This is a genomic window from Metabacillus sp. YM-086 (genome assembly GCF_048059995.1).
In the GTDB taxonomy this organism is placed as follows: Bacteria; Bacillota; Bacilli; order Bacillales; family Bacillaceae; genus Metabacillus; species Metabacillus litoralis_B.
On record NZ_JBLUOI010000070.1, the window covers coordinates 1 to 13,183 of the forward strand.

At 36.4% G+C, this 13,183-nt stretch carries 13 protein-coding genes; 12 read left to right on the forward strand and 1 reads right to left on the reverse strand.

Annotation, left to right across the window (positions count from 1 at the left end; all coding sequences use genetic code 11):
- The 11 genes from hutU to ACEWK1_RS21985 all read left to right on the forward strand — a co-directional run.
- Positions 1 to 1,158: urocanate hydratase (gene hutU, locus ACEWK1_RS21935; RefSeq protein WP_416636659.1), on the forward strand; the 1,158-nt coding region annotated here is incomplete at its 5' end.
- Entirely contained in the window at positions 1,151 to 2,413 is a 1,263-nt protein-coding gene (gene hutI, locus ACEWK1_RS21940) for an imidazolonepropionase (protein WP_212134824.1), read from the forward strand. The genes hutU and hutI, both read left to right, overlap by 8 nt.
- On the forward strand, positions 2,410 to 3,387 hold the full coding sequence (locus ACEWK1_RS21945) for an agmatinase family protein (RefSeq protein ID WP_212134826.1): 978 nt from the start codon (positions 2,410 to 2,412) through the stop codon (positions 3,385 to 3,387). Before hutI ends, ACEWK1_RS21945 begins: the two co-directional genes overlap by 4 nt.
- A 136-nt stretch (positions 3,388 to 3,523) precedes the next feature.
- Positions 3,524 to 3,985: a universal stress protein gene (locus ACEWK1_RS21950; protein ID WP_121661681.1), complete on the forward strand. Its 462-nt coding sequence runs from the start codon at positions 3,524 to 3,526 to the stop codon at positions 3,983 to 3,985.
- Positions 3,986 to 4,004: 19 nt separating this feature from the next.
- The gene (gene hpf / locus ACEWK1_RS21955) at positions 4,005 to 4,562 is read left to right on the forward strand and encodes a ribosome hibernation-promoting factor, HPF/YfiA family (protein ID WP_212134828.1); all 558 of its coding nucleotides are present in this window, start codon (positions 4,005 to 4,007) and stop codon (positions 4,560 to 4,562) included.
- Positions 4,563 to 4,897: 335 nt separating this feature from the next.
- Positions 4,898 to 5,920, forward strand: a complete 1,023-nt coding sequence (locus tag ACEWK1_RS21960) for an amidohydrolase family protein (protein ID WP_121661683.1) — start codon at positions 4,898 to 4,900, stop codon at positions 5,918 to 5,920.
- Between the two features lie 30 nt (positions 5,921 to 5,950).
- Positions 5,951 to 6,676 carry an iron-sulfur cluster assembly protein gene (locus ACEWK1_RS21965; protein ID WP_121661684.1) on the forward strand — a complete coding sequence of 242 codons (726 nt, stop codon included), beginning with the start codon at positions 5,951 to 5,953 and terminating at the stop codon, positions 6,674 to 6,676.
- 60 nt (positions 6,677 to 6,736) lie between these two features.
- On the forward strand, positions 6,737 to 7,309 hold the full coding sequence (locus tag ACEWK1_RS21970) for a DJ-1/PfpI family protein (protein WP_121661685.1): 573 nt from the start codon (positions 6,737 to 6,739) through the stop codon (positions 7,307 to 7,309).
- Between the two features lie 161 nt (positions 7,310 to 7,470).
- Entirely contained in the window at positions 7,471 to 8,622 is a 1,152-nt protein-coding gene (locus ACEWK1_RS21975) for a CdaR family transcriptional regulator (RefSeq protein ID WP_121661686.1), read from the forward strand.
- An 82-nt stretch (positions 8,623 to 8,704) separates the two neighbouring features.
- On the forward strand, positions 8,705 to 10,117 hold the full coding sequence (glcD, locus tag ACEWK1_RS21980; protein ID WP_121661687.1) for a glycolate oxidase subunit GlcD: 1,413 nt from the start codon (positions 8,705 to 8,707) through the stop codon (positions 10,115 to 10,117).
- Positions 10,114 to 11,436 carry a (Fe-S)-binding protein gene (locus ACEWK1_RS21985; protein ID WP_121661688.1) on the forward strand — a complete coding sequence of 441 codons (1,323 nt, stop codon included), beginning with the start codon at positions 10,114 to 10,116 and terminating at the stop codon, positions 11,434 to 11,436. Before glcD ends, ACEWK1_RS21985 begins: the two co-directional genes overlap by 4 nt.
- Positions 11,437 to 11,599: 163 nt before the next feature.
- On the opposite strand, the gene ACEWK1_RS21990 is transcribed toward ACEWK1_RS21985, so the two are convergent.
- A complete protein-coding gene (locus ACEWK1_RS21990; protein WP_212134830.1) occupies positions 11,600 to 11,791 on the reverse strand; it encodes a DUF4177 domain-containing protein in 192 nt (63 codons plus the stop codon).
- A gap of 379 nt (positions 11,792 to 12,170) precedes the next feature.
- Between ACEWK1_RS21990 and ACEWK1_RS21995 the strand changes: the two genes are divergently transcribed.
- Entirely contained in the window at positions 12,171 to 13,181 is a 1,011-nt protein-coding gene (locus ACEWK1_RS21995; protein WP_121664962.1) for a TAXI family TRAP transporter solute-binding subunit, read from the forward strand.
- The last annotated feature ends 2 nt before the right edge of the window (positions 13,182 to 13,183 follow it).

The following is a 13,183-nucleotide window of genomic DNA, read 5'->3' on the forward strand; positions in this document are numbered from 1 at the left end:
GGTGGGGCACAACCTCTTGCTGTTACGATGAATGGCGGGGTTTGTCTTGCAATCGAAGTAGATGAAAGAAAAATTGACCGGAGAATAACAACGGGTTATTTGGACGTAAAAGCTTATTCGTTAGAGGAAGCGATACATGTAGCCGAAGAAGCGAAGAAAAATGGTAAAGCATTATCAATTGGTTTACTAGGTAATGCATCTGAACTGTTATATAACATGATTGAACGTAATTTTATTCCAGATATTTTGACTGATCAAACCTCTGCTCATGATCCATTGAACGGATATATCCCCACAGGAATGTCCCTGAAGCAAGCAGCTCAGCTACGAATTACAAATCCAAAAGAATATGTAAAGCTTTCGAAAGCTTCTATAGCCAATCATGTAAAAGCCATGCTCACAATGATGGATAAAGGAGCGGTCACCTTTGATTATGGAAACAATATTCGTCAGGTCGCTAAAGACGAAGGAGTAGAAAATGCTTATAAATTCCCAGGTTTCGTACCAGCTTATATTCGCCCGCAATTTTGTGAAGGAAAAGGTCCATTCCGCTGGGTAGCATTATCAGGTGATCCTGAGGATATTTATAAAACAGATGAAGCGATAATGCGTACGTTCAGTGAAAATAAGCACTTATGTAATTGGATTAAAATGGCTCAGGAAAAAATTAAATTTCAAGGCTTACCTTCGCGGATATGCTGGTTAGGCTACGGCGAACGGGCAAAATTCGGGAAAATTTTAAACAATATGGTAGCAAGTGGCGAACTAAAAGCACCAATTGTGATTGGGCGGGACCATTTAGATGCAGGCTCGGTAGCTTCGCCAAACCGTGAAACTGAGGCAATGAAGGATGGCTCAGATGCTGTGGCAGATTGGCCAATTTTAAACGCGATGATCAATGCGGTTGGTGGTGCCACATGGGTTTCTGTTCATCATGGTGGTGGAGTTGGAATGGGATATTCCATACATGCAGGTGTTGTTATTGTAGCGGACGGCACGAAAGAAGCTGAGCAAAGAATTCAACGTGTACTCACAACAGATCCAGGTATGGGTGTTGTTCGCCATGCTGATGCTGGCTACGAGCTGGCAATGAAAACAGCTCACCATCATAACATTCAAATGCCAATGCTTGAAAAGGGAGTTGATTCTTGTGAGTAAGCCGATCTGGATCAAACATGCTGCTCAATTGGCTACACTTGCTTCAAATATAGATGGACCTCGTTCAAAAAAAGCTATGTCTGAGCTCGGTATTATTGAAGATGGTAGCTTATGGATTGAATCAGGGGTTATCAAAGCAGTTGGTACAACAGACGAACTGGGGAATACCTATAGAAACGTAAAAGACTCCGCTGAAATCATAGATGCCTCAAATAGCTTGGTAACACCTGGCTTAGTTGATCCTCATACACATGTTGTTTATGGTGGCAGCAGGGAACGGGAATTTGAAATGAGGCTGCAAGGCTCAACCTACATGGACATCATGAATGAGGGAGGAGGAATTCATGCTACAACTAACATGACGAGAGAGGCAACGGAAAAGGAATTAATTCAACAAACAATAACCCGTCTAAATTCCTTCTTGGAGCATGGTGTAACAACAATTGAAGGAAAAAGCGGATATGGCTTAAACCTTAAAACAGAGCTAAAGCAACTCAAAGTCATGAAAGAGCTTCAACAAATGCACAGCATTGATTTGGTAGCAACCTTTATGGGAGCACATGCAGTGCCAAAAGAATTTAAAGGTCGTGAAGAAGAGTACGTCGATTTTATTATTTATGACATGTTACCAGTTATTGCACAGAAAAATCTTGCACAATTTATCGATGTTTTTTGTGAAAAAGGAGTTTTCACATTTGAGCAATCTAAACGAATAATAGAGGCTGGAAAGCACTATGGCTTGATACCAAAGATACATGCAGATGAAATTGTTAATACCAAAGGTGCAGAACTAGCTGCAGAAGTAGGAGCGATCTCCGCTGAACATTTACTTAAAACATCAAATCAAGGAATCGAAAAGATGGCTGAAGCAGGAACGATTGCTTGCTTACTACCTGCTACTGCTCTTTATCTTCGCGAACAATCAGCACAAGGGAGAAAAATGATTGATCATGGTGTGCCGGTTGCTATCTCAACCGATTGCAACCCAGGTTCTTCACCAACTACTTCCATGCCACTTGTGATGAACCTTGCCTGTATTAATATGAGGTTAACACCTGCCGAGGCCTTAACCGCAGCAACCTATAATGCAGCATGTGCTATTAACCAACAGCATAAAGTTGGTTCTTTAGAAGCTGGAAAGCAAGCTGATATTGTACGATGGAAGGTAAAAAACTATCAAGAATTACAATATCTATTCGGTGTTAATCATGTGAAAACGGTGTGGAAAAAGGGTGTGAAGGTGGTAGACAGATGAAAAAGCATTGGCTGAAACCACCAGAATGGTCTTGGAATTCTTTTAGTGATGAAAACCCAACATCGGTTTCTCAATGGATTAAGTCACTTCAAAGCTTTCAGGACATACCAGATTTAATCGTATACGGTGCACCAATTTCTCGTTCATCCATTAGTGTTTCGGGCGCATCATTATATCCTTCTGAATTTCGAAGAATGTGGAAAAGTTTTAGCACTTATAACATTGATGAAGATGTGGATCTTGCTTCTTTTAAAGTTGCCGATGCAGGTGATATTGACATGCATACAACAGATATTCCATTGTCACATCAAAGAATTCAGCAAACAACCGCATACCTTACCAAATGTTATCCAACTTCTCGAATATGTATGATAGGTGGTGATCATTCAACAACTGCTTGTGCCGTTCGAGGAATCAAAGAAATGTATCCATTTGAGAAAATCGGGATCTTACAGCTTGATACCCATCTTGATGTTCGAGATCCACGAATATTAGGTCCGGCGAATGGAACCCCCATACGTCAGTTGATTGACGACAATACTGTTATGGGAAAGCATATAATGAATATCGGGCCACACGGTTATTTTAATGCAAAATCACTTATTGATTACGCAAAGAAACATAGCATCAACATCATTACCTTACAAGCAGCGAGAAAAAAAGGTGTTTCCCAAACAGTGAAAGAATCTCTTCAGCATTTATCAAACTGTGTTGACCGAATTTACGTTACCGTTGATATGGATGTTCTTGATATTTCCTTTGCTCCTGGAGTACCAGCCTCTACACCGGGAGGTATGAGCACATCAGAATTATTTGATAGCTTAATAGAAATTGGGAAGGAACCAGCCGTTAAACATATAGATTTTGTTTGTTTAGATCCAAGTAAGGATTCATCTGTTCAAGAAACAGTGAAGATTGGCTGTTATGCATGGCTTCAGTATGTAACGGGGTGTGTGTTGCAAGATAAGGAATAGGGGGGACAGCTCATTTTAAAGATGGGCTGTTTTTTTATTCAGGGTGTGAGAAATATCACCGAGCTATCCATTATAACAAGGTAAACTTAACTCATAGGAAGAACCTTCCTTAAAAGAAAAGTAGGGAGAGATGATCATGAATATGGTCTATGAGAATATCCTTGTTGCAATTGATGGATCAAAAGAAGCTGAGTGGGCTTTTCGAAAGGCCGTTAGTATCGCAAAAAGAAACCATGCACACTTAATATTGTGTACAATTATTGATTCAAGAGAAGTAGTGTTAACATCCTATGGGTTACCAATCGAACCAGCATTTATTGAACATGCTGAAAATTTTTCACATTCTCTATTAACAAAATATAAAAATATCGCAATTGAAAACGGGTTATTAAATGTAGAAGCAATTATCGAATATGGCTCTCCAAAAGTAAAAATTGCAAAAGAAATTGCACCTGAAAAGAAGGTGGACTTAATCGTTTGTGGTGCAACAGGAATGAACGCCGTTGAAAGAATATTTGTCGGAAGTGTATCTGAACACATTTTACGATACGCAAACTGCGATGTATTGATCGTTCGAACAGAAAAAGAAGAAGAATAAAGTTTTAGGAGGAGTAGCAATGAATCTAATTATTCACAGCAAAAATCTTGAATTAACCGAAGCTTTAAAAACCTATGTTGATCAAAAAATTGGTTTGGTTATGGAACACTATTTTGAAGACATAACAACTTTCCAAATTCATATTAATTTATCTACCTTCAAAAATAATCACTGTATTGAAGTAACTATTCATCTTGGTGATATAACCATTCGAGCAGAAGAAAAAACAAACGATATGTATCAATCTATTGATCTAGTAGAAGAAAAATTAAAAAGACAAATTCGTAAATACAAAACAAGAAGAAATCGTAAGCTGCGAAAAGGAAAAATAATTGAACAAGCTCCAGTGTTCGAGATCCCGACAGCAGAGCAAGAGGAAGAGGAAATTGTTCGTATTAAACAATTTCAATTCAAACCGATGAGTACAGAAGAAGCGATACTACAAATGAATTTACTAGATCATCAGTTCTTTGTCTATCAAGATGCGGAAACAGATCAATTTAGTATCGTATACAAACGGAAAAACGGTCAGTATGGGTTGATTATTTCTGATGAAAAAATTGCTGTGAACATGTAATTTAAGAAAGTTCCTCATAAGAGGGAATTGCTGATATATGGCAGTTCCTTTTTAGATTGGAGAATGACCATTCTTGTCTAATTGAAGATAAATGTTAGAAACACTATTTTTTTAGGTAACTCCTCCATTTCTCATTTATATTATTCTTGTTATTTAGTATAATAAGTTCAATCCTAGTAAGTTAGATGATTATACAAAGAACTCCCTTTAAAATAACTGAAATTTTGAGTGAAACTACATATCTTATTAAAAAATAGTAGACTACAATAAATTACAAGATCTATTGTAAGCGGTAACATATTTTGATATTAAATAAAATATGAGGGGGATTGGAAATGTATAAATTGCCAAATGGTGAAGAGATTTTTATCATTGATGCTCATATTGCTTTATGGGATGGCAGTAAAGAAAATCAGTTGAACATTCACGGTGATCAATTTATAAGTTGCTTCTATGATTATCATACTAACTTAAGTCCAGATGAGTATATTTGGCCAAAGGAAAAATTTTTAAAATACGACCCTGAAACACTCGTGAAGGATGTTTTTATCAAGGGATATTCAGACATCGCCATTTTCCAACCTGTATATTTAAAAGAATTTTATAAAAATGGATTTGGAGATTTTGATGCAAATGAGGAATTGGCAAAGAAATATAAAAATCGATTTATTTGTAACGGTACATTTGATCCAAGACACGGAGAACGTGGACTTGAACAATTAGAAGAAAATAAAGAAAAGTACAATTGGCAAGGGGTAAAACTATATACAGCCGATTGGTATGGTGATTCAAAAGGATATAAACTATCAGATCCATGGGCTAAGCGATACTTAGAAAAATGTTTAGAACTTGGGATTAAGAATATTCACGTGCATAAAGGACCTACTATTACTCCACTAAATCGCGATGCATTTGACGTAGCAGATATTGATGATGCAGCATCCACCTTTCCAGATTTAAACTTCATTGTTGAACACGTTGGTTTACCTAGATTAGAAGATTTTTGTTGGATTGCTACACAAGAAAAGAATGTATATGGTGGTTTAGCTGTTGCCATGCCGTTTATTCATTCGAGACCCCGTTATTTTGCAGAAATTATTAGTGAATTACTCTATTGGATTGGAGAAGACCGTATTTTATTCGGTAGTGACTATGCTATTTGGGAACCTGGCTGGCTTATCGAGAAATTCATTGAAATGGAGCTACCTGATGATATTCAAAAAGAAACAGGTGCAAACCTGGACTTGAATGTAAAAAAGAAAATCTTAGGTGAAAATGTTGCAGCTTTATATAATATTGACATTGAAGCCCATAAGAAGTTACTTAAAGACTGTTCGCTAGCTAATCATTTTGCTTAAACCTTGAACCGAAAAAGGAGAGGGGATCGTATGGAAAAGGAGAAGCAAGTATATCAAATGCTTGATCAAGTATACGACCCGGAACTTGATCAGCCCTTAACAGAATTAGGATTTATCGATCATATCGTCATTGAAGGTTCAATTGTGGAAGTTATCTTTCGTTTACCGACTTATTGGTGCTCACCAAACTTTGCTTACATCATGGCGGAGGATATTCATAAGTATGTATCATCACTTAATTGGGTGGAAGAAGTAAAAGTGAACCTAATTGATCACTGTGCATCCAATGAAATTAACCAAGGTGTTACAAAAGGAAAAGCATTCAGTGAATCACTTACCGCTTTTAGCGGGTCTGACGGTGATTTGGATGAACTACGTAAAACATTTCAAATAAAGGCGTTTTATGCAAGGCAAGAAAAAATGATCAAACACCTCCTTTATCAATTAGACATGACTAAGGAGAAGATCGTCAGTATATTACATTCGGATTTAATATCTCTTAATCTATCAAAAGAAGGTCAATTGATTAGGACAAAGTATTTTGAAAAGAAAAACCTTTTCAATCACTCTAGTCCACTTGCCTTCACAACACCAGAAGGGGAATCCCTTACTATTGAATCATTTTCAGATTATTTACTTGGTGCTAAAAGAACAAGATTAAGCATGGAATTCAATGGTCACTATTGTAGAGGTTTACTAGAAGCAAGATACAAACTGCCGTCTATAAAAGAGCAAGAAAGCACAATTAATAACTGAATATTTAGAATGTTAATGCATTCTTAATATAAAATTAATTTGTAAAGGGGAACTGTAAACATGAGTAAAAATGTACTAATTGTAACTGGTGATGCTGTGGATTGCTTAGAAATTTACTATCCTTACTATCGCTGCATTGAAGAAAATATATCAGTGACAATCGCTTCTCCAACGAAGAAGAAGCTTCAAACCGTCTGTCATGATTTTCTTCCTGAAATGGAGACTTTCACTGAAAAACTAGGCTATAAAATTGAATCTCATGCATCTGTTGATGACATTAACCCTGCAGATTATGATGGTCTTATTATCCCTGGTGGACGTGCGCCGGAATACATTCGTATGAATCCAAAAGTACAAGAGATCACTGCACATTTTCTAAAAGAAGATAAACCAATGGGAGTTATATGTCATGGTCAACAAGTACTTACAACTGTTCGTGAGCATATTAAAGGACGTGAAATGACTGCCTATACAGCTTGTCGTCCTGAAATTGAAGCTGCTGGAGCTACATATATCGAAGAAATGTTACATGTAGATGGCAATTTAGTAACAGGTCATGCTTGGCCAGACCTGCCAAGATTTATGAAAGAATTTTTCAATATTCTTAATGTGAAGGAAGAAGCAAGCGTATAAATGAATAATCCAAGAGACTGTGGAGGTTTCCTCTACAGTCTTTTTTAAAAAGGGTTTATTTATATTGCTATTGCTTACAATTAGTTTCCAGACTTGTGCAGGTGAGAGATTTTTATATCGAGATTATTCTCAATCTAATATGCAAAGGATATGATTTTAATATGCGGCTTGTCCCTGAATTAGCAAAAAAAATTGTTAATGAAGTACAGCTTGTAATGACAGAAGATACCATTGTTGTAGATCAGAATGGCTACATTATCGCTTCGACAGATTCAAATAGAGTAGGAACCTTTCACGAAGGGGCAAATATCGTGATGAAAACAAAGAAAAAACTTTATATTAATGAAGAATTCGCTACTCATTTACAGGGGGTAAAACCTGGAATTAATTTACCGATTATCTATGAAAATGATGTCATTGGTGTGATTGGAATAACTGGGATTCCAAAAGACATAGAACCTTTTGCAGAACTTATTAGAAGAATGACAGAACTCATCATCAGAGAGGCAAATTATATTGAAAAAAAAGAATGGAAAACAAGAGGGCTAGAATCCTTTTTCTATGAATGGTTATACAATCAAGACGTTGATGAGGAATTTATTCACCGAGGGGAGATTCTTGGAATCTCATTTAACAATGCATATCTATGTATCCTTATCCAACTCGATTCTCAATTATCTCAAGAAAAATTAAAGAACATCCAATTTTTATTAAATAGTTGGTTTACAACTGAGTTACTCAGAGATCAAGATGACTATTTAGTCCAATGGGGACAAGACCGATTTGTATTATTAAAAAGCGCAAAAAGGGTAATTTCAATGACTGGATTACAATTTATGCTAGAAACTTGTAAGCAATATTTTGCTAATCATCACCAAACAAACTTATCAATCGGTGTAGGAAAAACAGTTGAATCCAAATATATTTATTCGTCATATCAAGAAGCGAAAAAGGCTCTAAAAGTCGCAGAAAAAAATAATTCTGTTGTCTTTTACGACTCTTTATTGTTAGAGATTATTCTAGAGGAAATAAACGAAAAGACTAAAAATGAATTCATTCATCGAGTTTTGTCTAGTATCAAAGAGGACGATGATTTAATTGAAACTTTAAAAACTTATTTTTATTATAATCAATCTTTAAAGAATACAGCTGATGCATTACATATTCATATTAATACTTTACATTATCGACTGAAACAAATTAGAGATATAACAAACATCGATCCAAAAAGTGCTGAAGGAACAACTTTATTTTATATTGCCCTTTCCTATTATCAATTAGATAAACAACCAAAAACTCAACATGTTTTCTAGCTATTTTCGTATTTTTCTCCATCGTTCTCATCGTTTTCTACCATTATAATTAGGTCAAAGAGATAAAGTAGGGGGAATTTCAATGCTTGATACTTCCATAAAAAAACAATTTATAAAAATTGTTGGAGACAAATATTTTCAAGATACAGCTGAGGCTAGACTCGTATACTCTTACGACGCTACACCGAATTTTCAATCATTGCCAGACGCTGTAATCATGCCCGAAAACACTCTGCAAATTCAGCAAATTATGAAACTATGCAATGATGCCAAAATTCCAATTGTCCCGAGAGGTTCAGGTACAAATTTAAGTGCTGGTACATGTCCAACGCACGGAGGGATTGTTTTAACATTTAACCGAATGAATCAAATTTTAGAAATTGATGAAGACAATCTAACAGTTACTGTCCAACCTGGGGTTATTACATTAGATATGATTCATGCCGTAGAGGAAAAGGGATTATTTTACCCACCAGATCCAAGCTCAATGAAAATCTCAACAGTAGGCGGCAACATAAATGAATGCTCTGGTGGTCTTCGAGGATTAAAATATGGAGTAACAAAGGATTATGTATTAGGACTTAAGGTTGTACTTCCGAATGGAGAGGTCGTTCATACAGGTGGAAAGCTTGCAAAGGATGTTGCTGGTTACGATTTAACAAATTTATTCGTTGGATCTGAAGGTACACTCGGAATTGTCACCGAGGCTACATTAAAGTTGATACCAATCCCCGAAACGAAAAAAACACTGTTAGCCTTATTTCAAGATATGGATGCTGCAGCTAAAACGGTATCCGCCATCATTGCGAATAAAATCATTCCAGCTACATTAGAATTTCTAGATCAATCAACATGTGAGGTAGTGGAAGAATTTGCAAAAGTCGGTCTTCCAACAGATGTTAAGGCTGTTCTGTTAATTGAACAAGATGGTCCTTCCGAAATTGTAGACAGAGATGTTCAACATATTTTGAAAATTTGTCATGAAGGAAATGCTGTTTCAGTAAAATTAGCGAAAACAAAAGAAGAGGCTGAGGGTTTAAGTACAGCACGGAGAGCAGCATTATCTGCCCTCGCACGTTTAAAACCAACAACCATTCTAGAGGATGCGACTGTTCCTCGCTCGAAAATAAGCGAAATGGTTGCAGCGATTAATGAAATTGCAGAAAAATATTCTTTAAAAATCTGTACTTTTGGTCATGCAGGAGATGGAAATTTGCACCCAACTTGTTTAACAGATGCTCGAGATACTGAAGAAATTCACAAAGTAGAATTAGCTTTTGAAGAGATATTTTCAAAAGCAATAGAATTAGGTGGCACGATTACGGGGGAGCATGGAGTAGGAGAGATGAAATCACCATATTTAGCATGGAAAATTGGAGATAGTGGGGTATCAGTTATGAAAGCAATTAAACAGGCTTTTGACCCAAACGGCATCATGAATCCTGGAAAAATGTTTGCAAAAGATACTCGTAAAAGAGTGGTGGTAAATACATGAAACAATCTGTGAAGGAAGACATTCAGAAAGGTTTTCAAGAACGATTAAATTATGATGAACTCATGAATTGTATGCGATGTGGATTTTGCCTGCCTTCATGCCCAACGTATGGACAGACAAATCAATATGAAGCTTCCTCACCCAGAGGAAGAATTGCCCTTATGAAAGGCGTAGTTGACGGTTTGATAGAGCCTGATGCAACCATTGAAAGACAGTTAAATCAATGCTTAGGCTGTCGCGCTTGTGAACCTGTTTGTCCCTCTGGTGTAAAATATGGTCATTTACTTGAAGAAGCACGCGATGTGATTCAACAAAAAAAGAAACATACATGGCCAGTCCGAGTTTTAAGACATTTTATATTTGATGAACTATTTCCCAAAAAAGAAAGAATTAAAAAAGTTCATCATCTTCTTTCAATTTATCAGCAAAGTGGTATTCAAACCTTTTTTCACAAAACAAAGCTACTGTCATTACTCCCTGGGAACCTAGAACAATTTGAAAAGGCTTTACCTATAGTTCCTTCTAAGAATGAAATGAACAATAGGCCAACTTATCTAAAAGCCAAGAACCAAACGAAGCGAAGAGTAGCTTTTTTTTCCGGTTGTTTAATGGACACTATGTTTATGAAAATAAATGATGCTACGTTAAAACTTTTACAACAAGCGGGATGTGACATCTTTATTCCAGAACAACAGGGCTGTTGTGGAGCTCTACATGCACACAGTGGTGAGAAAAAGACCGCTAAACAACTTGCAAAAATAAACATTGAAGCGTTTGAAACTTTAGATATAGACGATATTGTTCTTAATGCAGGTGGTTGCGGTGCTCTTTTAATCGAATATGATCATCTTTTAAGAGATGAACCTGAATGGCAGAAAAGAGCCGAAAAATTCGCCGAAAAAGTAAAGGATTTTTCTGAAATTTTAATTGAACTTAAATTTAATGAAGATCATTATTTATCACTACCTGATCAAACGGTTACATACCAAGATTCTTGTCATTTAAGAAATGTAATGAAAACATCGAGTGCACCAAGAAAATTACTTAGAGCCATTGATGGTACATTCTATAAAGAAATGAAAGGGGCTGATCAATGCTGTGGTTCTGCAGGTGTATATAATTTAACGGAACAAAAGATGTCGATGCAGATATTAGATGATAAAATGATCAAGGTAAAAGAAACGAAAGCACAGACGATTGTAACTTCAAACCCTGGGTGCTTGTTACAAATGAGGTTAGGTATTATTAGAGAAGGATTACAAGATTCAGTAAGAGCGGTTCACTTGGCAGAGCTACTAGCAGAATCAATTAAAGAGTGAAGACAAAAAGGAACTGCCTGATTATTAGGTTTTCCAGCTTTCTCAATAACACGGTCTTGGTTAATTGCTTTGAAGGCGTTCTTGATAAGCTCGTGTTTCTTGCGAAAAAAGACTGTAAACAAACTTGATCATCTCGAGTTTGTCTACAGTCAGTCATGAAATATTAAGAGCTAACAAGTTTCTCAAAAATGATCTCATAATATGCCGCTGAACCATATGCAGCGGTGCCGGGTGCAAAAATTTGAACCAGTCTCCAACCGTCTTTTGCATGTTGTTCAATGATCTCCTGATATTCAGCCTTAGGTTTACCACTCCACTTCCCAATTTCAACTTTTTCAAATTTATATTCAAACATTGTTCATTCCTCCTAGTTTTTTCTCCTATTATCTACGAATAAAGAATCAGATGCGTTTCATTTTTCTTATATCGTGCAAAAAATCAAAACTAGTAAGCTATCTATTGATCACTTTTACTAGTATATAAAAACTCTTTCATTCGACATCATTCGATATTTTAAGATAATTTTAGCAATATTCAAAAGATAGAGAACATATAAATTTCTTTTGAAGGTATTAGGTTAATGATAGAGAAAACCCTTACAAACCAAAACTACTTTACCTACTTAACCTATGTCACTCTATCTCACATATCATTTGACAAATCTACCATTACCTATGGTAGTATAATTATGTGTTTACACAAAATTACCAATAAAAGGGGGCTTTACAAATATGATGAAGAAATTTCGTAGTAGTTTTCTGTTCATCATGATCTTATCACTTATGATGGTCATTGCTGCATGTGGCGGCGGGACTGGAGGCGGTGATGAGGGAGCTACAGGTGGAGAAGAAGGTAATGACACAGGTGGCGAAACTCAAAACCTTAGTCTTTTAACTGGTGGTACTGGTGGTACATATTATCCACTTGGTGGACAACTCGGAAACATCATTTCTGAAAACACAGATGCAAACATAACACCACAAACATCAGGAGCATCTGCGGAGAATATGGAGACATTAAGAAATGGCGAAGCAGAGCTTGCTTTCACGCAAACAGACATTGCTTCATATGCTCTTGAAGGAAAAGAAATGTTTAAAGATGCACCGATTGATAACGTTCAAGCAATTGGTTCACTTTACCCAGAAACAGTTCAGCTTGTGACAACTGCTGATAGCGGAATCACATCTGTTGAAGATTTAAAAGGGAAAACTGTTTCTGTAGGTGCACCAGGTTCTGGAGCTTACATCAATGCCATCCAAGTTCTTGAAATTCACGGCTTAACGGTTGATGACATTAAAGCACAAAACCTATCATTTGATGAATCAACAGACGGAATTCAAGCAGGAAACATTGATGCTGCATTTATTACAGCTGGGACTCCAACTGGTGCTGTTGAAGCATTATCAGCACAAGATGATGTTGTAATCGTTCCAATCGCAGAAGAGAAGGTTCAAGAGCTAGTAGAAAAATATCCTTACTATGCGGCAGACACTGTTCCTAGTGGAACGTATAACATCGAAGCTGATGTTAGTACAGTTGCTGTTAAGGCAATGCTAGTTGCATCAAAAGACCTTGATGAAAACTTAGTGTATGAGATGACAAAAGCTTTATTTGATAACACTGACAAAATCACTCATGCAAAAGGTGAGTTCATTACACCTGAATCAGCACTAGAAGGAATTGGAGATATGGAACTTCATCCTGGAGCTGCTAAGTACTTTGAAGAAAAAGGCGTTTCGAAATAACA